Genomic DNA, 23973 nt, shown 5'->3' on the forward strand with positions numbered 1-23973 from the left:
CGGGTCTCCTCGACGGCCCGGTCCGCCGCCCGCCGTTCACCGGCGCCACGCCTGATCCGGGCGATGCCGCGGCCCCGGTGTCACGGCCGCCGCGGCCTGTGGTGCGCGACGGCTTCCGCCCTCCAGGAACCGTCCCCGGCGCCGAACCGGAAGGCTGACGGACCGATTGTCACCGGGTACGCCTAGAGTCTCTCCCACTCGTCACGGTGCGTGCCCGTCGGCGGGTTTCGTCAGCGTGCCGCCGGTCCGGCGGCCGTCCGGGACATCGGGGAGAACAGCGCATGGGGTGGGTACCTGCGGGCGACTACGAAGTCGCCCTGGAGGCGGGCAAGGTGGTCTGCCGCAACGGCAAGGGCAAGCGGCTGAAGTCCGTACCGGCCAAACTGAAGGAGGACCCGGCGGTCGTCGGACTCCGGCAGCTGGTGGAGTGGCTGGAGCGGCACGAGCGCCGTTGCCTGACCGACGTCGAGCAGTGGATGGTCCGCTCCCTCCCCGTCCCCACGGCCGTGCTCGCCCAGGTGTGGCCCGACCCTGCCTGGCAGGCGGCCCTGCGGGACGTGGTGGTCACCGGGGCCGACGGCGGGGTCGCGGGGTTCCTCCGCGACGTCGACCCCGACCGCGGTCTCGGTCTCGTCGACCTGGACGGCGACACGGTCCGGATCACCCCGGACGTCGTCAGCGTGCCTCACCCCGTCCTCCTCGACGACCTCGACGAGCTGCGGGAGTTCGCGGTCGAGCTGGGGGTGCGGCAGAACGTGGAGCAGTTGTTCCGCGAGGTGTGGCGCCGCCCGGCGAACCTCGCCCCCGGCACCACCTCCGTCGACACCTACGCCGGAGGTGTGTTCAAGGTGCTGCGCTTCCTGCACGGCCGTACCACCCAGCTCGGGTACCGCTCGCGCGGCGGCTTCGCGGTCTGCCCCGTCGTCGAGGACGGCGCAACCGTGGAGGCCCGGATCTGGATCGGCGAGCACGACGGATACGACGACTACGGCACCGAGACCGGTCCGCTGGGCTGGACGGACCCCGCCGGGCGCACGCTGACGGCCGCCGAGGTGGGCCCTGTCGCGTGGTCCGAGGGCATGCGCATGGCGGCGGCGCTCTACGCCGGTCGCGACGTGGAGGACGAGGAGCGGGCGGCATGAGCACCACGACGACGAACAACCACACGGACACGGCACACGGCCGGCCGGCGGCAGCCGGCGAGGCGTCCCTTCCCGCTCAGGCACGCGGCCTGGGTACGCCCGCGGCGGACGCCCGCGCGGCGGCCCTGCTGGACGCCGGCGCGCTCCTGCCGGTGGGCACCACCGGGCGCGACGACGCCGACACACTGACCGCCCGCACCTACACCCACAGCGCCCTGGGTGACCGCCCCGTGGTCCGGCTCGTGCCCGGCACCCTCGGCGAGGCCGAGGACCTGGCCCTGGAGTTCCTGGGGCTGGCCCGTACCGCGGATGCCCCCGTCGTGGGGCAGGTGCGCCGCGAGACGCTCGGTTTCCCCGCCTGGGCCCTGGTCAACGACCCGGCCAACGGGCACCACGCGCTCGCCCTGGTCAAGGACATCGAGCGGCTGGGACGGCAGGCCAGGACCCGGGCCGGTGCCGCCAAGGAGGGCTTCGACGCCCTCGGTGTCCGCCTCGGCCGGGCCGTGCCGCATTTCCTCCCCACCTACTACGAGCAGGTGGCACGCCTCTTCCTGCAGGCCGAGAACGCCACGTACGCGGCCTCCTTCTTCGGCAAGGCCCGCGAGGCCGAGCGGGTGCACGGTCTGGTCGTGGACGAGGACCGGCAGCGGGCCGTCTTCCTGGAGTTCGCCTTCTCCGGTGCGCTGACGGTCAAGGCTCTGCGGCAGTACGTGCGCGACCTGGTGGCCCGGCTCGAACCCGTGGACGCCTGGGCGCAGTTCCGCCGTCTGCTCGTCGAGCGCTGTGCCGCCGGCATGCCGCCGTACGCGGCTCTCCCGCTGGATGTGCGCGCCTTGGTGAAGTCGGCCGGACTGGACCGGGAGACCGCCGAACGCGACCTGGTGGCCGATCTGATCGCCTCCCCGGGAGTCGTCCGCGCGCCCGCCTCCTTCTGGGCGGCCTACCGTTCCGCGCTCGTCGCCCTCGCCCGGGAGGACGAGGCCGTGCGCGCCAGGCTCCTCGGATTCTTCCCGGAGACGTTCGGCGAGGAGAAGCGGGAGGCGGACGGCGAACACGAATGGCTCACGCTGCTCGGTGAATCCGGCGCCGAGGACCTGCTGACCGCTCTGCCCGGCGTCTCCGTGAGCCCCGACCCCTCGGTCTCCCCCGCTGACTGGCTCGCTCGCTGGGAGGCGCACCGCCGGCGCAACCGGGCCGCCGCCGGGCGGAGCCCGGCCACTCTCGGACTGGCCGCCAGGATGGCGGCCCGGCTGCGTGCCGACGGGCGTCCGGTCGAGCTGTTCCAGGGCCGCTGGCAGCGGAACGCCGACCTGGATCTCCTCGACCTGTGTCTGGCCTCGGGGATTCCCGTGGCCGAGCCGGACGGCACGGAGTCGGGCGCCGGTCGCGCACCGGGGGTCCCGCTCGGTACGTGGCTCACGGACACCGCGCCAGGCGCCAGGGACCTCACCGCCGTCGCCGAGCGCCCCGTGTTCCGGGCCCTGCTGAGCCGGACCATCGGCGATCTGGGTCAGGGGCGCGGGCAGGGCGCCGACGAAGCGGGCATGGCGAGGCTGGCGACCCATCCGGTGCTCTCCGCCGTCCTGAGGGAGTGGCTCACCGCGCGCGCCCGGGAGTACACGGCGGCCCGGGGCCTTCCCGGTCTGCAGACGGCCCTCAACAGGATCTCGGCGTTCCGCCCGGTCGTCGCCGATGTCGCTCCCGAGGCCGTACGGCTCCTCGAGGGCCATGACGTGGTGCCGCTGCTCGCCTCCTCCCTGCGCTCCGGTGTCCTCGACGAGCTGGGCTGGCCCGCGCTCGACGAGAGCTACTCCGAACTGGCCGCGGAGGCGGCCGCCTCCCGTCAGCTGCACAACCGGTCCGAGCGGGTCGGCGTCACCGGCGCCTGGCCCGCGCTCATCCTCAGCACCTCCGAACGAGCCGTGGTGGTCGGTCCGGAAGGAGTCCTGCTGCGGCACACCCTGCGGCTGCCCGCCACCACCGACCACTGGAGGAATGTCGCCTTCCGTTTCGTCGACGGCGAGTTGCTGGTCATCTGGTGGGAGGACGGAAAGCAGCGGGGCTACTGGTCGAACCGCCCCACCGAGGTGTTCACCGTCGGGGGTGAGCAGATCCCCCGCTGGGGTGCCTCCGGCCCGTCCGACGACGTGTCCCTGCCGCTTCCCGGCGGCGGCCGCGCCACCGGCGGCACGGCACTGCACGCGGGCGACACCACTCTCCCGCCGCAGCGCGCCGTCATCTCGGACGGCACCGGTCACTGGCGCGAGGGGCACCAGGGCACGCAGCGGGTCTGGCTGGAGTACGACCCGGTCAGCGGCACGCACGGCCGCGCCTCCCTGCCCGGGTTCCTCCGCTCAGGCGTCCGTGAGGGCACCAGGCTGATCACCGAACACTGCAGGGTGCTGCCACTCCAGCCCGGTCTGGAGGCCACACCGTTCGGCACGGACGGCGCGGTCCTCGGTCACTGGGTCCGCCGCACCGTCACCGAGCCCGGCACGGCGGACCCGGCGGACGGACACCGGATCGTGGCGGGTACCCCGGACGGCCGGACGGTGGCCCTGCCCCACCCGATGCCCGACGGCCACTCCGCCGTACCGTTCGGCACCCTGGCACTGCCCGGCGGGTCACACCCCGTCGTGGCCCTGGCGGGGCGGCTCGTCGAGGCCTTCCCGGCGGACACCGACGGCACCGGCGGCATCATCTGGGACGTGGTCCCCGACTCCTCGAACAGCGGCCACGCGGCAGGCACCCCTTATGTGCCGCCGGTCTCCTACTGGCACGCCCTGCGTCCGAGGGACGAGCGCGGTTCCGCCGTCCTGCGGACCATGACCGACTCCCTCGCGGGCGACCTCCTCAAGGAGGTCGCCGCAGCGGTCGCACGGCACCTGCAGGCGTTCCGGGCCGTGGAGGAGTACACGGGACCCTCGTCGCGGGAACTCAGCGAGAGGGCCGTCGCGTCGGTGCTGCCCGAGGTGTCCGACCCCCGGCTCCTCACCGGCGTCACCGCGCTCGTACGGAGCGCCGTGGACCGGGCCGTCGCGACCGCCCGGTACCTGGAGCCCTCCGAGCCGGCACGGCCGGCCACCCCCGAGGACACCGCCCGCACCCTTGGCATGTTCCACGACCGGTCTCCCGAGCACGCCGACGACGCGACCCTGCAGCAGGCCACCGCCTGGGGGTCCGAGCGGATGTACGGCGGCTGGTGGGGCAACGGCAGGCGGTGGACCACGATCCGGCAGGTTCTCGCCGTCAACCATGTCCTCGGCGGTGAGCCCGCGTTCGGCCCGCCGGTGCCGAAGCAGGCCCCGTTCACCCCCGTCGACGGCTGGCACCGGGAGGAGTTCACCGTGCCGGGCGAGTCCCTCCGCTGGACCTCGCTCCTCGACAGGCTGCCCGGGCTGGCCTACCGGGCCGCCTCGGCGATCACCTCACCGGAACACCGCGCCGGCCTCCTGGTCCTGCTCGGCACCCTGGCCGAGGGCCCGCTGGCCGATCCCCCGGGTACGGTCCGCCAGGTGAGGCTCACCGATCCGAATACCTCCGGCACGACGAGCCGGGGCCGTCACGGGGCCGCCTCACTGCTCGGGCATGTGTTCCGCAAGGGCGGCCGCACCGTCGTGGTGGTAGCCGACGGAGGCTGGAACCACCGGCAGGACGCGGCACAGTGGCTGGCGCTGGACCACGATCCCACCGGTGCCTTCGGACCCGTCGCCGGCTTCGTGCTCGACCAGGAGCACGTCCACCGGCAAGGTGTCGCCCCCGGCCGCCTCGCCCGGCTCGCCGCATTCGTGGGGGAGCAGGGCCCGGCGCCGTGGAGGCCGGAGGCCGTCGAGGCGTTCCACGGTGCCACCGGCATCGGCCCGCTCCAGGCCACCGCGCTGCTCTGTGCCGCTGTCGCCGAGCCCGGCGCTGCAGCGCTGACCGCACTCGGGGTGAAGACCCGTGCCTTCGAGACCGCCCAGGCCGCGCTGGACTCCCTGCCCCACGCCGACCGCCATGCCCTGCTCCACGCACTGCTGCCCGCCGATCCGGGGGAGCTGTGGTCGACGGGGCCGGACGTGGCGGCCGCCGCCGAGGTCTGGCGGGAGCGCCTGGCGTCCCTCGTCCGCGTGCCGGAGGAGCTGGACCTCGACCTGTCGGGCACCGCCCCGGGCGCCGTCGAACTGGTCCTCAACACAGGTTCCCGTGCGTGGCTGGCCCATGGCGACGCGGTCGAGGACGGCACCGGCCGACCGGGCCTGCGCCTGGTCGGTGGGCATGGTTCGCTCTCCTCCGCCCTGACCGCCCTGCGGACCCTCGCCTACGCACTGCCGTACGGGCACGCGCTGCGGGAACATCTGCCCGCGGGCCTCGCCGCACTGCGCCGCCGCCTGACCGACCCGGCCCTGGCGCTGGACCTCGGGCTGGACTGGACCGAGGCGGGCGGGCCGATCGGTCCCGTCATCCGCGCCGCGTACCAGCTCCCGGAGTCCGGCGGTGCCGGCCCCGACGGCCTGGTGCGCGCGGGCAACGCGCTGCTCCTGGCGCCCGTGCACGGCGACCGGGACAAACTGCTGATCCGGCCGTCCGGCCTGGAGGGCCCCGGGGATCCGGTGTTCGGCCTGGTCGAGGGGACGGTCCCGGAGCACAGGGCGGTCGAGCTCCGAGCCCTGAGCGACCTGTTGAGCGAGGAGACGGCGGCCCTGGTCTCGGCGGGTGCCCCGGACGGCTCGGAGCACCACCCGGCCCAGGATCCGACGCGTTCGGTACCGGACCTGGTGGCCGAGGCCGCCGCGGAGCTCGGCCTGGGCGCGGACGCGGCGGCGCTCTACCTGATGCTGCTCGCCCTGCCCGACCCGACGGACCGCAACTGCGTCCGCTGGACCGGCTGGAAGCCGGCACGGGTCAAGCAGGCGCGGGCGGAGCTCGCAGGCACCGCCCTGGTCGTGGAGGCCAGACGTTCCCGTGCCGGCCGCACCCTGTTCCTCCCGTGCGGCTGGTTCGAACGCGGCGCTCCCGGACTGCCGCTGGAGACCTGGAAGGAGCGGCTGTATCCCGTGGCCGGGTCCACCCGGACCCTGCCCCGTCTCCCCGTGCCCGAGCTGTTCAGCGCGGCATGGTCACGGGTCCGGGGCGGCGACGCCCCGGCCTTCGAAGAACTGGACACCCGCGCGACCCGGAAGGCCCGCCGCCGATGACGAGCGACACCACCACCACCGAGAACACCACCCGCGCCGGGGTTCCGAACCAGTCCGCGGGGCCCGCCGGGGAGCACCGCCAGGTCACTCCGCCGGAGGACCGGTACGCCACGGAGCTCGAGTTCCTCGCCGCTCACGACGCCGGGCCACGACCGCCCGGCTGGCTGCTCACCCCGCGCGCCGTCGTCACCTTCGTGATGGGCAGCGCGGGAGAGGCCCTCGGCCTGCCCAGGGGCGCCCGGCCTGGCCCCGGGGTACCGCGGCGTCTGGTGATCGAGCAGAAGTTCGTCGGCGAACGCGCCCTCGTCGAAAGGTGCGTGGTCACCCTCGCGGGCGAGCGCGGACTCCTGCTCGTGGGCGAACCGGGCACGGCCAAGTCCATGCTCTCGGAGTTGCTGTCGGCAGCCGTCTGCGGGACCAGCGCACTCACCGTGCAGGGCACCGCGGGCACCACCGAGGACCAGCTCAAGTACGGCTGGAACTACGCGCTGTTGCTCGCCCAGGGCCCCTCCGAACAGGCCCTGGTTCCCTCGCCGGTCCTCACGGCCATGACACGGGGTGCGGTCGCCCGGGTCGAGGAGGTCACCCGCTGCCTTCCCGAGGTCCAGGACGCGCTCGTGTCGCTGCTCTCGGAGCGGAGGATCTCCGTCCCCGAACTCGCCGGCGGCGCGGGCGCGCTGGTCCACGCGGCCCCCGGTTTCACCCTCATCGCCACCGCCAACCTGCGGGACAAGGGGGTGTCGGAGATGTCCGCCGCGCTGAAGCGGCGCTTCAACTTCGAGACGGTGGGCCCGATCGGGGACGTCGAAGCGGAGACCGCCCTGGTCCGGAGCCAGTCGCGGGCCGCCGTGGAGCGCTCCGGCGCCGTCTACCAGGTGGACGACGCGGTCCTCGAAGCCCTGGTCACGGCCTTCAGGGATCTCCGGGAGGGCCGTTCCGTGGAGGGCTGGGAGGTCGAGCGCCCCTCCACGGTGATGAGCACGGCCGAGGCGGTCTCCGTCGCGGGCTCCCTGGGGCTTGCGGCCGCCTACTTCCCGGGCGACCGGGACGTGCTCTCGCTCCTGCCCGGCCATCTGCTCGGCGTGGTCCGGAAGGACGACCCGTCGGACGCCGCACGGCTGCTGGGGTACTGGGACGGCCCGGTTCGCAGGCGCGCCGAGCAGGGGTCCGCCACCTGGCGTGCCCTGTGGGACCTGCGCGGCGTCCTGGAGAACTGACGGTGAGCCAGTCGATCGTCCCCGCCGCACCACATGACTCCGTGGCCGCTCCCGTCCCGGTTGCGGAGTCGGCCGTCCCCGCGCGGGAGACCGCCGCCGGACCGCCCACCACCCCTGAGTCGGCGGTGGCGGCCCTCGCGGCGGCGGGCCCCGGTCTGCCGTTCCTGATAGGGGTGCGCCACCACGCCCCGTCGCTGGCGGCCGCCCTCCCGGCGCTGCTGGACGCGGCGGCCCCCGATGTCCTCCTCGTCGAGCTGCCCGCGGAGTTCCAGCCGTGGCTGGGCTGGCTGGCCCACGAGGAGACCGAGGCTCCGGTGGCACTGGCGGCAGTGCCCACCGAGCCCGGCCCGGGGGGCGGACGCTCTCCCGCCTTCTACCCGTTCGCGGACTTCTCGCCCGAACTGGTCGCCCTGCGCTGGGCGGCCGGGAACGGTGTGCGGGCCGTGGCCTGCGACCTGCCGCTGGCCGACCGGGCCTGGTCACGGCCCGACGGGGCGGACGACGCCCCGGTCCCCGACACGTCGGCCCCGGTCCCCGGCGCCGGTTCCATGCCCGTGCCGGGGACGGGCCACGGGCTGTCCGGCGCCCTCAAGGCCCGCCTGACCGGGCGCGAGGGCGACGACCTGTGGGACCGCCTGGTGGAGGCTCCCGCACCCGGCTCGTCACCCGAGGCCCTCCGCCGTGCCGCCCTCCTCACCGGATGGGCGCTGCGGTACGAGGCCGAGGCCCGGGGAGGTGTCGACGCCACGGACCTGGTGCGCGAGGCCTGTATGCGCCGGCACATCGCCGAGTGCCTGGCGGGGGGCCTGCGGCCCGCCGTGGTCGTGGGCGCCTTCCACACCCCGGCGCTGCTGCCCCCGGGGCACGCGGTGACCGCTTCCGGGGCAGGGGAGGAGTCCGTCCCGCCCCGAGCGGAGGACCGGGCGGACGACGCCGGGGAGGCGGCGTGCACGGTTTCGCTGATTCCGTACACCTATCCCCTCCTCGACTCACGCTCCGGCTACCCGGCGGGCATCCGGGACCCGGAGTGGCAGCACACCGTCCTGGAGGCGGCCGGCGATCCGGACGCGCTGCACGAGGCGTTGATCCGTACCGCCGTCCGGGTCTGCGCGGACCTGCGCGACCAGGGCCATCCATACGGGCCGGCGGACGGCCGGGAAGTCGTCCGGGTCGCCGGGGATCTGTCCCGTCTCCGCGGTCTCCCCGCCCCGGGACGCGGTGAACTCCTCGAAGCCGTGCAGACGGTGCTCGGGCGGGGTGAGACGTACGGCACCGGCCGTGCCGTCGCCCGGGCGCTGGAGCGCGTACTCGTCGGAGGGCGCACCGGCCGGCCCGCTCCCTCCGCTCCGCGCGGTGGCCTCGGCCCCGCGGTCGAGTCCGAGATCGCCGCGCTCTCCCTGCCCGGGCCTGATCACGCGCACGAGAGGACTCCGCGCGACCTCCGGCTCGACCCTGCCCGCTCCGCACTCGACGCACGGCGTGAACTGCTGCTCCGCCGGCTGACGGTGTGCGGCATCCCCTATGCCCAGGAGCAGGAGGTGGTGGGTGCCTCGGGAGCGGAGGGAATCACGACCCGTTGGCAGGTGCGATGGACCCCGGCGACGGCGGCGATGCTCACCGCGGCCGGTGCGCGCGGGGTGACCCCCGCCCAGGCCGCCGAGGGAGTACTGAGACAACGGCTCGCGGCGGAACGGGCCGAGGGAGGGCCCACAGCGGCCCAGGTCGTACAGGGGCTGACGGAGGCGGCCGAGTGCGGGATCCCGGGACTCGCCGAGGAGCGGCTCACGGAACTGACGACCGTGCTCCCCGCCGGTGGCACTCTCCCCGAACTCCTCGCCGGTCTGGATCTCCTGGACCGTATCGGTGCCGGCCATCTCCCCGGCACGGCCGTTCCCGGCGCCCGGACGGCCGTCGAGGGCTCGTCGCACTCCCCGGATCCGGCGCCCGCCGCGTCGGTCGGCACAGGTCTCGGGGGCCGCGTCGCATACGCCGTGGAGCTCCTTACCTCGGCGGCCGTTCGTCAGGTGGACGGCCTGACGGGATCGGATGAGCCCGCGGACGCCCGCGCCCTTCTCGAACTCGCGCAGCGGGCCGACCGGTTGGGCGGGATCAGGCTCGCCGCCGCACTCGTGCGGCTGGCCACGGCGGGTACCCCGCTGATGTCGGCGGCCGCGGGGGCCGTCCGCGTGCTCACCGGCCACGAGGAGGCCGAGGTCTTCGGGGCACGCGTCGCCTCGTGGGTGGACGGAGCCGTGGACGTCGGGTCCCGGGCCGCGTTGACCGCCCGTCTCACCGGCGTCCTCACCGCGGCCGGCCCGCTGCTGACCGTGGCGGCCGACGCCCTCAATCCGTTGCTGCGCCGCGTCGTCGAGCTGGACGACGCCGGCTTCCTGACCCGGCTGCCCGCCCTGCGGGGCGGCTTCGAGACCCTGAGTCCGGCGGCCCGGGACCGGTTGCTGGACACCGTCGAGGAGCGGCTGGGCGAGCGGATCGGCACCGTGGACGCGGACGATCCCGCCGAGCTGGCCCTTCGGACGGCTGCAGACCTGGCGGCCCGTGAACTCCTCACAGGTCTCGGCCTGCCCGTGCCGCCGCCTCCGTCCGAGGACCGGTTCCCCCAGCCGCCCGACCACTCCCCCGCGTCCGGGGCACCCGTCTCGCCTGCGTCCCCCGACACCCCGCCTCCTCCCGCCGGGGCGGAGGCCCCCGCCCACCCCGGTTCCCACGGGCAGACCCTTCCTGGGGCCGACCGGTGGCGGCTGGTACTCGGCCGGCGTCCCGGCCGGACGGCGCCCGGAGCCGCCCGACTGGCGACCGCTCTGGACGAGCTCTACGGTTCGGGCCGCGGGGAGGGTTCCCGCGGAAGCCTGCCCGGTGGCGGCCCCGGAGGGGGCGGCGGACGGGAACCTTCCTTCCCCGGCGTCCGCGAGTGGTCCGAAGAGCTCGCCGCGCTGTTCGGCCCCGGAGTCCGCGAGGAGGTGCTCGCCGCCGCGGCCGCGACCGGGAGGCACGATGTGCTCGCCGAGCTCGACCCCGCGGCGGTCACCCCCTCCGTGGAGCTGCTGCGGACGGTCCTGCGGTACGCCGGTGGACTTCCGGAGGCCCGGCTCGCGGCGCTCCGGCCCCTGGTCCGGCGCCTGGTCGAGGAACTGACGCGGCAGCTGGCCACCCGGTTGCGGCCCGCGCTCACCGGTGCGATGACGGCTCGTCCCACCCGGCGTCCCGGGGGCCGGCTCGATCTGCCGCGCACACTGCGCGCCAGTCTGGCCACCGCCAGGCGGGCGGCCGACGGCACGGTCCAGGTGGTACCCGAACAGCCGGTGTTCCGTGGTCGCGCCCGCCGTTCGGCCGACTGGCGGCTGATCCTGGTGACCGACGTCTCCGGGTCCATGGAGGCATCCACGATCTGGTCCGCGCTCACCGCCTCGGTGCTCGCGGGAGTACCGACCCTGAGCACCCATTTCCTGGCCTTCTCCACCGAGGTGGTGGACCTCACCGGCCATGTGCACGACCCTCTTTCCCTCCTGCTGGAGGTGAGCGTCGGCGGTGGCACGCACATCGCGGCGGGACTGCGGCACGCCCGGAGCCTCGTCACCACGCCCACCCGCACCCTCGTCGTCGTCATCAGTGACTTCGAGGAGGGAGCCCCCCTCGGTGGACTGCTGGCCGAGGTGCGGGCCTTGGTCGACTCCGGCTGCCACGTCCTCGGCTGCGCGAGCCTCGACGACGCCGGCCGGCCACGCTACTCGACGGGCGTGGCCGGACAGCTCGTGGCCGCCGGAATGCCGGTCGCGGCGCTCAGCCCTCTCGAACTGGCCCGCTGGATAGGGGAGAAGACAGCATGACGACCGACCGGTTGCCCCCCGTAGCACCTGAGGTCACGGCGACGCTGGTGGAAGGCCTGTCGCCCCGTTTGCGCAAGCGGCTGGACGCGGCGGTGACCAAGCTCGGCAGCCGTCCGGCGCAGCGCGACGGGGACACCGTGACGATCGCGGTCGACGAGGAGACCGAGTTGCGCCTGCACGCCCCGGAGGGTGTGGTGGCGACGGCGGACTCCATCACCTGCGGCTGTCTCCTCGCCCCGGCCTGCGTCCACCGTGCCGCAGCCGCATGCGCGGCTCCCCCGGCACTGCCGTCGCCGGACGCCGCGGACACACGACCCGGCTCGGCCGCCGGGGCCGCCCATGGCGCCGAGGCCCCCTCCCCAACCGGGAGTTCCGGCAGTCCCGCCGCGGACGTCGTCCCCGGTTCCGGTCCCTCGGCCATGCCCGGGACGGCGGGCCCGGCCGAGCGCGTCGCGGCCGAATCCCTGTGGTCGGCGGGCCGCGCGGTGCTGGAGGCAGGCGTCGAGGGGTCCGGCGCCGTCGTGCAGTCGGCGCTGCTGCGCGCCGCGCACACCGCCCGCCTGCGGCATCTGCCGCGTCCGGCGGGCGCCGCGCTGTCGGTCGTCACACTGCTGCGTGCGGCTCGTGCGGGCGACCCGTCGTACCGGACGGCGGATCTCGTCTCGGCCCTGGCCGAACTCCTCGGCCTCGCGCACCGGGTGGGCGGTGCGACGGGCACCGAGCTGGCAGCTGTCAAAGGCCGGTCGCGCCGCCCGTACAGCCCCGACGGTTCGCTGCGTCTGTACGGCCTGTTCACGGAACCCGTGGTCACGGACTCCGGGCACGGTGGGGCGCGTACCTGGGTCGCTGGGCCCGGTGGCCGGCTCCTCACGGTCGGCGACGTGGCACCGGGCGGTGCCGGGCGCGCGCTGGGGGTGGCGGACCGGACGGTTCGGCTCGGGGACACCGCGCTGACCCACCGGGAGCTGGGCCGCGCGGGGCTGGCCGTCGCGGGAGCCACCGTCTCCCCGGACGGCAGGCTCGGCGCGGGGAAGGGCGTCAAGGCGGTCACCGCCCGAGGGGTGGGGTGGACGGAGTCCCCGCTCGCCTCCCTGTGGGAGCCGTCGCCGTCCGCCCAGGCGACCCGCGCCCTGCGGTCCGCCGCCCGCGGCCCGGAACAGGACGGGGCCGGCAGCGACCTGCTCTTCCTGGACGTCGAAGTTCTCGGCGCTGTCGAGGAGCCGGGCGGCAGCTGTCTGCACGCGCGGTGCGACGACGGCACCGAGGTCCGGCTAGCCGTCGCCGACGACGACCCCGCGTTGGCGTATCGCGACAACCTGATGCTGCTGGCCGCGGCGCGGGGGACACGGCTGAGGATCATCGGCCGCCTGGTCCCCGCCCCGCTCGCCCGGCTGGCACTCCTCGCCTGTTCGCATCCCACCGGCGGAGGGCCGATCGATCTCGGCCTCGACCGCCTGCGCCGGGCCGACCTCCCTGAGCCGGCCGCGGTACCCCGTCCGCGCCTGTCGGACGCGGGATCCGGCACGCACTCGCCGCTGTACCTCCTGGAGCGCAGGGTCGAACAGACGGTGACGGCGGGCCGGGGGGCCCTCGCGTTGCTCGGTGACGTCACGGCCGAGGCGCAGCGTCTGCGCCGTGGGGGCCTCCCCACGGCCGCCGGGCTCCTGACAACGCTGTGCGGCTCGGCGGCCGTGCGCGACCGCGACAGCTTCGGCCGGCTCCTCCCCGCCGAGACCGACGACTTCGCCGCCCACTGGCTCGCATCGGCCCGGTACGCGGCCGCCGTGGCCGAGTCCCTGTGCCAGGCGGCCTGGGACCCGAAGCACGGTGGCCTGATCGCGGCACCCTCCGCCCACGCCCAGGCTCATTGACGGGGCCGGCATCCCGCCCGAGGCCTGGCGGGGCGGGATGCCGGCCGTGTGACGGCCGCGCATCGGCCCGACCGGCGGACGGCCGGAGGGCACGTCGAGGCCGGGAGGCGCTGCCCGGGCTCGGCGCGGGTGAGGCGCTGGTGAGCTTCGCGGGCTCGCCCGGGCATGACCGTCCCGGCTGACATGGCAACGCGAGCCCCGGATCGTCCGCGCCCGAACCGGACGAGCGGCCGGCTCCCGGTCCGTACCTGCCTGGTGGTGCCGGGCGAACACGGTCTCGGCGTAACGGTGCCCTGGGTCGGCGGCGATCAAGGGCGGGCAGGGCGGTTCGCCGGGCGCTCTGCTTCGCGGCTCCGGGCCGCCGCCCTCGTCCCCGACGCTCGCGTCTGCTCCCGCCTCCCGCCCGCGGCGATCCCTCTGGCGCGCGGAGGACGGGTGGGGGTCCGTCCTCGGGACCGGTCAAGAAGGCTTGGTCCCCGGCTGGTCCCCGGAAACGGCTCAGGGCCGGCTTCGGATTTCTCCGATACCGGCCCTGATCTGCGACTGTCTCCAGTCGGGACGACAGGATTTGAACCTGCGACCCCTTGACCCCCAGTCAAGTGCGCTACCAAGCTGCGCCACGTCCCGATGCGCTTCCGCCCGGTGCTCCCGGTCGGCCTCGCAGGACAAACATTACCTCACTCCGGGGACCGGATCGACGCGCGTACCTGCTGGGCGCGGGTGGCGAGCCCTTCCGCGCCGCAGGCGGTGGCCAGCTTCTGGGCGCGGGCGAGCTCTCTCCGGGAGCTGATGGCGACGCCGTACTCGAAGCGGGCCAGGGCGTGCTCGTACGCGGACGAGGACGCCTCGAGGTGGCGGACGGAATCCGCCAGCAGCAGCTCGGCCTCCTCCTTCGGAGCGAAGAGGGCCATGCAGCGCAGGGCCTCTCCGATCGCCGTGTCCGTGCCGAAGCGTTCGGCGTGGACCCTGGCCCGGGCGGCCAGCTGCGCGGCGCGAGCCGGATCGGTGTCAGCCAGAGCGCGGGCGAGGTCGCCCGCCCAGGGGGCCCAGACACCGTTGAACCGGCCACGCGGCTCCAGCGCCGCCCCTGCCGCCTCGAGCTCGGCGACGGCCTCCTCGGTACGTCCTTCCGCCAGCAGCAACCGGCCTCGTACGCAGGGCGCGTCGGGCAGGACCATGGCGCTGGGGTAGGGAGGGCCGAAGTCGTAGCGGTCGGCCACCAGTCGCGCCTCGGCCGTCCGGCCCCGGGCGAGCAGGGTGTCGATGAGGAGGCATGCCGCGTCCCAGTGGACGGGCAGGCCGCTTCCCGCCCGGTCGGCACGGCGCAGACCCTCGCGAAGGAAGCCCTCGGCTTCCGCGAGACGGCCTCGGCGGCGGTGGACGAGGCCCAGGAGGGTGTGCGCGAACGCGAGGTGCGCACCGCTCCAGCCGGAGATCTCGAAGGCGCGCACGGCCTCACCGAAGAGAGCCTCCGCACGGTCGGGCTGGTCGGTGAACGCGTAGGTGATGCCGACCATCGTGGGGAGTTCGAAGCCCCATTCCGTGTCCGTCCAGCCCAGTCCGCGGGCGGGCCGCCCGTCGACGAGCGCGCGTTCGCAGAGGTCCACGACGAGTTGGGCGTTCTCGCCCCGGAGCATGGCGTCGAACGCCCGCAGGGTGAGCAGGGCGCGCTCGGCGTTGTCACGGCCCTTGAGGTGGTCGGCGTTGCGGGCCAGCCTGGCGGACCGGCCGGGTCCGTCGTCCTCCGTCGCCTGCATGCCCTCCCAGAGGAAGTGCGCTGCCTGGAGCCGCATCAGACCGGGGCCGGGCGCGGTGCGGGACGCCTCGGCCGCCAGGGAGAGCGCCGCTTCCTTGAGCTGGTTGTTGTGGGACAGGGCGGAGGCGAGCCGGAAGGTGGCGTCGACCCGCATGGCACCGTCCAGCCCCGGGGTGTCGAGGGCGGCGCGCAGGTGCTGGACCGTGGTGGCCGGGGACGAGAGCAGGGTGGCGCAGCCGAGTTCGTACAGCAGAGCCGCCCGGTCGTCGGGGCGCGGGGGTTCCTCCAGGGCGCGTTCGAGACAGCGTCGGGCGGCCTCCGGGGCTCCGACGGCGAGGTGCTGACGGGCCGCTTCCCTGAGCTGGGCGACGAGTTCCTGGTCGTCGTCGGGGTGGACCTCGAGGAGGTGGCGGGAGGCCGCCGCGGCACCGAGGCCCGCCTGGGTGATGGCCCAGGCGGCCCGCCCGTGCATGGCGGTCCGGGTGGCCGGCGGGATGGAGCGGTAGACGGCGCTGGCGATGAGCGGGTGGACGAACTCGAGCGGGTCGAAGCCGGTGACGATGCGGGCGTCCCTCAGCCGCGCCGTGCAGTCGGCCGCCTCGGCGGAGCTCATGCCGGCCAGGCGGGCCGCGAGGTCCTGGGAGATCTCGGTGCCGAGGACGGCTGCCGCCCATGCGAAGCGGTTGGCGTTGGTGCCCAGCCGCTCGAGGCGGGCCACGAGACCGCTGCCCCTGGCCGAGGCGCCGAGCTCCCGCAGGAGACCGGCGGATTCCTCGATCGGTGCCAGTTCGCGGTCCTGTGCCTTCGCGACCAGTTCGACCGCCTCGTAGGGGTTGCCCCCGGTGACGGCCCAGACCTCGCGGCAGAACGGGTCGTCCGCGTGCTCCCCCAGGCCCGCGCGTACCAGCTCGGCCGTGGCTTCGGGGGTCAGGGCACGCAGCGCCACCCGCGTCAGGGACGGGTGCGACGCGGTGCCGCCTTCCTTCGGGGTGTCGGCCGGTGCCCAGTCCGCGTCGCGCTCGGAGAACTCCTGCGGGCGGTGCGCCTGGACCACCAGCACGGGCAGTTCGGAGAGGCGGGCGGTGAACCCGGCGAGCCAGGCGAGGGATTCGCCGTCCGCCCAGTGCGCGTCGTCCACGATCAGCAGCAGCGGGCGGTGGCTGAGACGGGAGGCGAGCCGGGCGACGACGTGATCGAGGCCGTCCCTGACTCCTTGCGGGTCGGGCTGCGGGCCACTGGGGTGCGCGAGGCCCAGGGCGGGCGCGGCGATCTCGAACCAGTCGCCGAACAGGGCACGGATCTCGTCCTCGGGGAACCGGTCCAGTGCGGGCTGGAGCAGTTGGCGTACGACATGGAAGGGCACCGACGTGACCGTCTCGCCGCCGCGCGCGGACCAGACGGTGCAGCGGTCGGCGGCCATGGCCTGGATCTCGCCGAGCAGGGCGGTCTTGCCGATGCCCGCCTCCCCGCTGAACACCAGCAGTCCGCCGACCGACTGACCGCCGCAGAGGGCGTCCACCGCCTGTGCGGCTGCGGCGAGTTCCGGTTCGCGCTCGTACAACGGCCGAGACGGCTTCATGCCTCCCCTTCCAGGGTGGTTGCGGAGAGTTCCGAGCCTAGTCGCGCGCGGGGGTTCGCGGACAGGGTTCGCAGGTTTCCTCGCAGGTGCGAGGCACAATCGACGAGTGGACGCATATCGCAGGGACCGCGACGAGGAAGGGCGGGCGCGCAACGCGCGCCCCCGGGACGGGCTGGGGCGCCCCCTGCCGTACGGGACTCCGGGGGTGCGGCGACAGCCCGAAGGCGTGGTCCGCTCCCCCGACGAGACGGTGTGGGAGGCTCAGCGGCTGCTGGACGCGGGAATGCCCTTCCACGCCCATGAGGTCTTCGAGGACGCCTGGAAGTCGGGGCCGGAGGATGAGCGTGAACTCTGGCGCGGGCTGGCACAGTTGGCGGTGGGCCTGACCCATGCCGCGCGCGGCAACACGGTCGGTGGGGCGCGGCTGCTGAGGCGCGGCGCCACGTCTCTCGCGCCGTTCCGGGAGCGTGCGCCGTACGGGCTCGGCGTGGACGGGCTGATCGGCTGGGCGGGCGAACTGGCGGACCGGGTGGATCCGGGCCGGGCCGCGGAGACGTCCGGGGGCACCGCTGAGGACGGGCCTTCACCGCACGACGGGCGCCCACCGCACGACGAACGCTCCCCCGAAGACGGGCGATCCCTCCACGACGGGCACTCCCTCCAGGACGGACGGTCCCCGCACGAAGGGGCTTCGCCGGACGACAGCTCTTCCGCGGACGGCCGGCGCCGGACCTCCGGGGACGCGCGGGTCGTCGATGCGGCGGCGGAGGCCCCCCGGTTGAGATGAGGGACCGGTCGATTTGACACGCACGCACGTGCGGTAGGTTTTGCTGCTTCTTGACTGCGTGTTGATCACGCGGTTCAGGTTCACGTGCCATTCCTCGACCACTCGCTCAGGAGACGGACGCCCCGATGACCGACATCATCAACGGCCTCGGCCGTGCCACCGCATACGGAGCCCTCGGCGTCGTACTGCTCGTACTCGGCATATTTCTGATCGACGCCCTGACTCCGGGCAAACTCGGCCGTCAGATATGGGAGGAGCGCAACCGCAACGCGGCGCTTCTGCTGAGTTCGGCCCTGCTGGGCATCGGCGGCATCGTGTTCACCTCGATCTGGACGACGTACGAGGACTTCGGCAAGGGGCTCGCCTCCACCGCCGCCTTCGGGCTGCTGGGCCTGGTCATGATGGCGGTGGCCTTCCTCGTCGTGGACCTGGTGACTCCGGGAAAGCTGGGGGCCACGCTGGTGGAGCGTGAACCGCACCCCGCGGTATGGGTGACCGCGGCGTGCAACCTGGCGGTCTCCGCCATCGTGTCGGCCTCCATCGCCTGACAGCCGGTGTTCGCACAGCGGGGCGAACACCATGGTGCCGAGCGGTTACGATCCGGCCTCATGAGCATCTCGGACCAGGACCACGACCAGAAGTCGGAACGCCGGCAGGACACGTCCGGGGCCGGCGGGCCCGCGCGGGACCTCGGCCCGGCGCCGGACGGGGAGCAGGAGGCCGGCCCCGAGGGCATAGCCGCGGCCGACGGCCCGGACGCGGCGACCGCGGCCGACGGCCCGGGACGCAAACTGACACCGCGTCAGGCACGCCGACTGCGGATCGCCCTCTCCTCGGTCGGCATGGCGGTCATGGCCGTCGTGCTCGCCCTGAGGATCGCGAGCCGTTCCTCGGTCCTCGTCGTCGGGGTGTACGGGCTGGCGCTCATCCTGTGCGGCGTGGTCATCGAGCTCAGCAGGAACGGCAGGACCAGACTGGGCAGTTGGCTGCTGGCGGTCGGCCTGGTCGCGGCCGTGGGCGCCGACTGGCTGCTGATCCCCTGATCACGGTTCCTGTACGGCGCCCCGTCGCCGTACGGCAACGCCCGTGAGAGGCGGAGATCTCCGAGGGGCGTCGCGTCCGGTCGCCTCTCCAGGGGGCGGTTCAGCGGGACGGTTCAGCGCAGCAGCAGCTGGAGGCCGCCCAGGACGGTGGCGCCGATCACGATCCGGTCGAAGAGCTTCTGGTTGATCCGGCCCACGCACGCGCGGCCGAGGTACGCCCCGGGGAGGACGAACAGCACGAGGGTGGCGTCCAGCAGGAGGGAGTGCGTGTCGATGAGGCCGAGTCCCACGCTGAAGGGGACCTTCGACGTGTTGACGATCAGGAAGAACCAGGCGGACGTGCCCAGGAAGCCGAGTTTCCTGAACCCCGCGGACAGCAGGTAGAGCGACATCACGGGACCGCCGGCGTTCGCGACCATGGTGGTGAACCCGCCCAGCGCACCGTAGGAGCGGGCCTTGAGGCGGCCGCCGCGCGACGGCCCGTCGCCCTCCGGCGACGGTTCGGGTCCACCGCGTCGGCGCCAGACGGTGACACCGGCCATGAAGAGCAGGATCGCGCCGATGGAGGTACGCACCGCCTCGTCGTCGGCCCACATCATGAAGAAGGTGCCCGCCACCACACCCACGGCCACGGCGGGGAACAGCCGCAGCAGGGTGGGCCAGTGGGCGTGGCGCCGGTAGACGAGTACGGCGAGGAGATCTCCCGCGATCAGGATCGGCAGCAGCACCCCGGTCGATTCGCGGGCCGGCAGTACCGCCGCGAACACCGCGAGGCTGATCGTGTTGGCGCCGCTGACAGCGGTCTTGGAGAAGCCGACCAGGGCGGCCGCCGCGGCGAGAAGGGCAATTTGCCAGAGTGTGAGGGTGTCCATCGCGGGTCAGATGGTAGACGCATCTTCCTCTTTACGGATCATCGTCCACCCTTTGACCTCCTGGCTCACGGCCCTCTCGCTATGCTGCGATCGTTCACGAAAACGTTCAAACGAACATCGCACGGCAGTGGGCAAGGGAGCCAGCATGCGGGAGCCGGTCGAGCTGAGGCGAAAGCGCATCCTCGCGGTGGTGCACGCACGGGGGGCGGTCAAGGTGAGCTCGCTCGCCTCGGAGCTGGACGTCTCCGCGGTCACGCTCCGGCGGGACGTGGAGGAGCTGGCCCGGACGGGGATGCTCCGGCGGGCGCACGGCGTGGTCCGGCCGATGGGGGAGGCCGAACCGTCCACGCCGGCCGCGCGCGGCGGCGGGCCGTCCGGCGAGGCGGGTGAGGGAGCGACGGTCGCCCTCGTCGTCCCGGAGCGGCATTCCTACCTGCACGAGACGCTGCACGGCGCCCGGACCGCCCTGGAGGAGGCGGGGGCCAGGATCGCGCTGCACATCGCGCCCCAGGCCGCCGGGGCCGAACGGCCCCAGGTGGAGCGGGCGCTGGCCGGTGGCGCGCGTGGTCTGCTCATCGCGCCCCGGTGGCGCAGCGCCGCGGGCGAGGAGGCCGACCACGGCTGGCTCGGCGGACTGGAGGTGCCGACCGTACTGATGGAGCGGCGGCCCCGGCCCGGCAGCGCCCTGCACGCGCTGGACACGGTGTGCTCCGACCACTGGTACGGGATCCATCTGGCCGTGGACCACCTGATCTCACTGGGCCACCGCCGGCTGGTGATGGCGGCCAGGAACGACAGCCCCACGGCCCGCTCCATCCGGGCCGCCTTCGCCGAGATCGCGGCTTCCCGGCCGGAGGTGGAGGAGTGGTCGGTGGTGCTCAGCTCCCCGAACGCGGGCCCCGGGGAGCCGGGCACGTCGGAGGCGGCGCCCGATCTGCCGTCCCTGCTGCGCGAACGCCGGGTGACCGGTGCCGTCCTGCACGGCGACGAGGACGCACTGATGCTGGTCCAGCGGATGGCCGAGCGGGGAATCCTGGTCCCGCGGGACTGTTCGGTGGTGGCGTACGACGATGTCGTCGCAGCCATGGGCAGCATCTCCCTGACCGCGGTCGCCCCGCCGAGGGCCGAGATCGGACGGGCCGCGGCCGAACTCCTGCTGCACCGGCTGGCTCATCCGTCGGACGGGGGCCCGGTACGCCGTACCGAGCTTCTCCCCCACCTCGTGGTGCGCGGATCGACCAGGGAGGTGCCGCGCTCCACAGGCTGATCGATTGACTACTTCAAGCTTCTTTTGATCGATCTATTGACCGCGTTCGCTCAGCCGATCAGTATTCCCGGTGTCTCGAATCAGGAGCCGCGGGAGGCGCACATGCCTGGTCGACAGAGCCGTCGATCCGTGCTCGCCACGATCGCCGCACTTCCCCTGACGGGCGCTCTGAGCGCCTGCGGGGGCGGGGGCGGGGACACACGGTCGGGCGGTACGAGCAGTACCGGGAAGTCAGTCAGCAGCAGGACCGGCAGGAAGACGCGGATCACCTTCTGGTCCGCGCTGCGGGGCAGTCAGGAAGTCGTGGAGGCGTTCAACCGCGGCCACGACACCATCGAGGTCGATTTCCAGCAGATCCCCTCGGGCGGGCAGGGCGGGTACGCCAAGCTCAGCAACGCGGCGCGGGCCGGCAACGCCCCGGACGTCGCGACCATCGAATATCCGCAGGTGCCCGGGTTCGCCATCGACGGTGTGTGCCGCGACGTCTCGGACCTGGTCAGTGACCGGCTGCGGGCGAGGCTGCTACCGCAGGCCCTCGGCCTGACCACCTTCGAGAAGCGGGTGTTCAGCGTCCCGCTCGACATCGAGCCGATGGTGATGCACTACCGCACCGACCTCTTCGAGCGGTACGGGCTGACCGCGCCGCGCACCTGGGAGGAGTTCGAGGAGGCGGCGAGAACCGTACGCCGCAAGGGCGGTGAGCGCCGTCTGGCGCTCTTCCCGACGGACGGCGACACCCAGCTCGCCGCGTTCGCCTGGCAGGCGGGTGCCCAGTGGTTCGACACCTCCGGCGGCGCCTGGAACCTCTCGCTGGCCGATGCTCCGACCCGGCGGGTCGCCGCATTCTGGCAGCGGCTCACCGACCAGAACCTGGTGTTCATGAATCCGGTGGAGAGCAGGCAGAGCGATGTGCAGATCGCCCAGGGCCTGGTACTCAGCCGGCTCAGCGGCGCGTGGGACGCGGGGGCCCAGATGAAGGCCCGTCCCGCGCAGAAGGGGCAGTGGGCACTGGCACCGATCCCTCAGTGGGATCCCGCCGATCCGGCTGTCGGGACCCATGGCGGGTCGACCTTCGCGGTCACCAAGGACAGCACCCACCCCGAGGCCGCCATGGAGTTCATCGAGTGGCAGGTGTCGCATCCCGACGCCCTGCGCGCCCGTCTCTCCAGCGGCGCCAGCAGCCAGTACCCGGCCGCGCCGGGGCTGGTGGCCATCGGCCGGGAGGCCTTCGACCGTGCCTACTACGGCGGTCAGGACATCTACTCCCTCTTCGAGCGCGAGGCGCGGAAGATCCGGCCCGGCTGGGTGTGGGGGCCGCGTATGACGGCCACCGGGAAGATCATGAAGGACGGGCTGGCGCGGGCGAGCGGGGGCCAGGGCTCGATCCTCGACGCGGTCCGCGCCGCGCAGGAGGGCACCATGCCGGACCTCAAGGCGCTCGGACTCTCCACCACGCAGCGCTCCACCTGACCGGTGGCCCGATCCCCCGTACCCAGCAGCAGAGAGGCAGGTGACACCCCATGACCAGCACAACACCCGTGGCCGCGGACGCCCTCACCCGTCCGTCACCGAAGAACCCGGCCGCCGCCGCGCCCGCGCCCACGGCCCGCCGGTCCGCGCGGCGTCGTCAACTCGGCGCCTGCGGCGCCCTGATGACACCGTTCTTCGTCCTTCTGGTGACCGTCTTCCTGATCCCGGTCGCCACAGCCGTCTATCTGAGCTTCTTCAGCGACGACCAGCCCGGACTCGGCTTCGGCCCCGAGCGGACGGTCTTCGCCGGATTCCGCAACTACACCGCTGTACTGGCGGATCCGACGTTCCTCGCCGGTCTCGGCGTCGTCGCGCTGTACTGCCTGGTCTACATCCCGTTGATGGTGATCGGCGCGCTCGCGCTGGCCCTGCTGCTGGATTCCGGCGTGACCCGCATGCGGGGCACCGTGCAGCTCGCGCTGTTCCTGCCGCACGCGGTTCCCGGCATCATCGCCGCCCTCATCTGGCTGTACCTCTACACCCCCGGTATCAGTCCGGTGATCGACCTGCTCGCCGAGGCCGATGTCACGGTCGACTTCCTCGGGGTGCACATGGTGCTCCCGTCCATCGTGAACATCGCGCTGTGGAGCAACCTCGGCTACAACATGGTGGTGTTCTACGCCGCCCTGCAGGCGGTCCCCCGCGAGGTGATCGAGGCGTCGGTCGTCGACGGTGCGGGCGCCGTCCGCACGGCTCTCCAGGTCAAGACCCCGCTGGTGCGCTCCTCCATCGTCATGGTCGCGATGTTCACCCTGATCTTCGCGTTGCAGCTCTTCACCGAGCCGATGCTGCTCAGCCAGTCGACCCCGATGATCAACTCGCGCTTCTCGCCCAGCATGTACATCTACGACGCCGCCTTCACCCGCAACAACTACGGGCTCGCGGCCGCGTCCTCGGTCATCCTGCTGCTGTGCACGATCGCACTCTCCTACGGCGTCACCCGCTGGACCAACCGTTCCGCCGCAGAGGAGGACGCCCGATGAGCGCGTCGACCGCGTCCCGCATCGCCGCACCCCTGCGCCCCCGTCTGCTCGGGCGCTCCGTCGTCAACGTCGTGGTGTTCGTGTCGGTGCTGTACACCCTGCTCCCGGTGCTGTGGCTGGTCCTGGCCGCCACCAAGAACCGGGACGCGTTGTTCAGCAGCAACATCCTGTCGCTGGGCGACTTCTCCTTCGTCCAGAACGTGAAGGACCTGTTCGCGATGGACGGCGGTCTCTACGGCCGCTGGTACGGGAACAGCCTGCTGTACGCCGTGCTGGGCGCGGCGCTCGGCGCGCTGGTCAGCGTCGCCTGCGGCTACGCCTTCGACAAGTACCGCTTCGCCCACAAGGAGAAGCTGTTCGGGCTGGTGCTGGCGGCGGTGATGGTCCCGCAGACCGTGCTCGCCCTGCCGCTCTACCTGATGGCGTCAGGCGCGGGGCTGGTGAACACCTTCTGGGCGGTGTTCATCCCCGTCCTGTTCAACCCGTTCGGGGTCTACCTCGGCCGCATCTTCAGTCAGGGCTATGTGCCCGACGAGGTGCTGGAGGCCGCGCGCATGGACGGCGCGGGCGAGCTCGCGGCCTACTTCAAGGTGGCCCTGCGCATGCTGGGTCCGGGGCTGGTCACCGTCTTCCTCTTCCAGCTCACCGCGATCTGGAACAACTTCTTCCTGCCCATGGTGATGCTCTCCGACCAGGACCTCTATCCGGTGAGCCTCGGCCTGTACACCTGGAACAGCGCCGCGTCCGTGTCCCCCGAGTACTACCCCGCCGTCATCATGGGCTCGCTGCTCGCAGTGGTGCCCCTGGTCCTCGCCTTCGCCCTGCTCCAGCGGTTCTGGCGGTCGGGGCTGACGGCGGGATCCGTCAAGTAGTACCGCCGCCGTGCCCGTACGACCGCACAGGA

Annotated in this window: 13 protein-coding genes, 1 tRNA gene and 1 pseudogene; 12 read left to right on the forward strand and 3 right to left on the reverse strand. The window is 73.4% G+C overall.

Annotated elements, in window-relative coordinates:
- Positions 1 to 281: 281 nt before the first annotated feature.
- The 5 genes from ACFXOA_RS24345 to ACFXOA_RS24365 all read left to right on the forward strand — a co-directional run bounded on the left by ACFXOA_RS24345 (position 282) and on the right by ACFXOA_RS24365 (position 13252).
- Positions 282 to 1142 carry a DUF4132 domain-containing protein gene (locus ACFXOA_RS24345; protein ID WP_385032359.1) on the forward strand — a complete coding sequence of 287 codons (861 nt, stop codon included), beginning with the start codon at positions 282 to 284 and terminating at the stop codon, positions 1140 to 1142.
- Entirely contained in the window at positions 1139 to 6319 is a 5181-nt protein-coding gene (locus tag ACFXOA_RS24350) for a hypothetical protein (RefSeq protein ID WP_385032362.1), read from the forward strand. Before ACFXOA_RS24345 ends, ACFXOA_RS24350 begins: the two co-directional genes overlap by 4 nt.
- The gene (locus ACFXOA_RS24355) at positions 6316 to 7536 is read left to right on the forward strand and encodes an AAA family ATPase (protein WP_385032365.1); all 1221 of its coding nucleotides are present in this window, start codon (positions 6316 to 6318) and stop codon (positions 7534 to 7536) included. The genes ACFXOA_RS24350 and ACFXOA_RS24355 overlap by 4 nt, the downstream gene beginning before the upstream one ends.
- A gap of 125 nt (positions 7537 to 7661) precedes the next feature.
- Entirely contained in the window at positions 7662 to 11381 is a 3720-nt protein-coding gene (locus ACFXOA_RS24360; protein ID WP_385032451.1) for a DUF5682 family protein, read from the forward strand.
- Positions 11378 to 13252, forward strand: a complete 1875-nt coding sequence (locus tag ACFXOA_RS24365) for a hypothetical protein (RefSeq protein ID WP_385032368.1) — start codon at positions 11378 to 11380, stop codon at positions 13250 to 13252. Before ACFXOA_RS24360 ends, ACFXOA_RS24365 begins: the two co-directional genes overlap by 4 nt.
- Positions 13253 to 13805: 553 nt before the next feature.
- Here ACFXOA_RS24365 and ACFXOA_RS24370 read toward each other — a convergent pair.
- Together ACFXOA_RS24370 and ACFXOA_RS24375 are read right to left on the reverse strand one after the other, a co-directional pair.
- Positions 13806 to 13879, reverse strand: a tRNA-Pro gene (locus tag ACFXOA_RS24370).
- Between the two features lie 50 nt (positions 13880 to 13929).
- On the reverse strand, positions 13930 to 16587 hold the full coding sequence (locus ACFXOA_RS24375) for an ATP-binding protein (RefSeq protein ID WP_385032371.1): 2658 nt from the start codon (positions 16585 to 16587) through the stop codon (positions 13930 to 13932).
- 106 nt (positions 16588 to 16693) lie between these two features.
- Between ACFXOA_RS24375 and ACFXOA_RS24380 the strand changes: the two are divergent.
- From ACFXOA_RS24380 to ACFXOA_RS24390, 3 genes and pseudogenes are all read left to right on the forward strand, one after another.
- Positions 16694 to 17146, forward strand: a pseudogene (locus tag ACFXOA_RS24380) (DUF309 domain-containing protein); the annotation flags it as partial.
- 353 nt (positions 17147 to 17499) lie between these two features.
- Positions 17500 to 17922, forward strand: coding sequence for a DUF350 domain-containing protein (locus ACFXOA_RS24385; protein WP_365526731.1), 423 nt, complete (start codon positions 17500 to 17502; stop codon positions 17920 to 17922).
- 60 nt (positions 17923 to 17982) lie between these two features.
- Positions 17983 to 18417, forward strand: coding sequence for a hypothetical protein (locus tag ACFXOA_RS24390; RefSeq protein WP_385032374.1), 435 nt, complete (start codon positions 17983 to 17985; stop codon positions 18415 to 18417).
- Positions 18418 to 18530: 113 nt separating this feature from the next.
- On the opposite strand, the gene ACFXOA_RS24395 is transcribed toward ACFXOA_RS24390, so the two are convergent.
- On the reverse strand, positions 18531 to 19289 hold the full coding sequence (locus ACFXOA_RS24395; RefSeq protein ID WP_385032377.1) for a sulfite exporter TauE/SafE family protein: 759 nt from the start codon (positions 19287 to 19289) through the stop codon (positions 18531 to 18533).
- Positions 19290 to 19434: 145 nt separating this feature from the next.
- Between ACFXOA_RS24395 and ACFXOA_RS24400 the strand changes: the two genes are divergently transcribed.
- From ACFXOA_RS24400 to ACFXOA_RS24415, 4 genes are all read left to right on the forward strand, one after another.
- Positions 19435 to 20556, forward strand: coding sequence for a substrate-binding domain-containing protein (locus tag ACFXOA_RS24400; protein WP_385032380.1), 1122 nt, complete (start codon positions 19435 to 19437; stop codon positions 20554 to 20556).
- Between the two features lie 102 nt (positions 20557 to 20658).
- Positions 20659 to 22026 carry an ABC transporter substrate-binding protein gene (locus tag ACFXOA_RS24405; RefSeq protein ID WP_385032383.1) on the forward strand — a complete coding sequence of 456 codons (1368 nt, stop codon included), beginning with the start codon at positions 20659 to 20661 and terminating at the stop codon, positions 22024 to 22026.
- 50 nt (positions 22027 to 22076) lie between these two features.
- On the forward strand, positions 22077 to 23069 hold the full coding sequence (locus ACFXOA_RS24410) for a carbohydrate ABC transporter permease (protein ID WP_385032386.1): 993 nt from the start codon (positions 22077 to 22079) through the stop codon (positions 23067 to 23069).
- The gene (locus tag ACFXOA_RS24415) at positions 23066 to 23941 is read left to right on the forward strand and encodes a carbohydrate ABC transporter permease (protein WP_385032389.1); all 876 of its coding nucleotides are present in this window, start codon (positions 23066 to 23068) and stop codon (positions 23939 to 23941) included. Before ACFXOA_RS24410 ends, ACFXOA_RS24415 begins: the two co-directional genes overlap by 4 nt.
- The last annotated feature ends 32 nt before the right edge of the window (positions 23942 to 23973 follow it).

Source organism: Streptomyces sp. NPDC059166 (assembly GCF_042755185.1).
Taxonomy (GTDB): Bacteria; Actinomycetota; Actinomycetes; order Streptomycetales; family Streptomycetaceae; genus Streptomyces.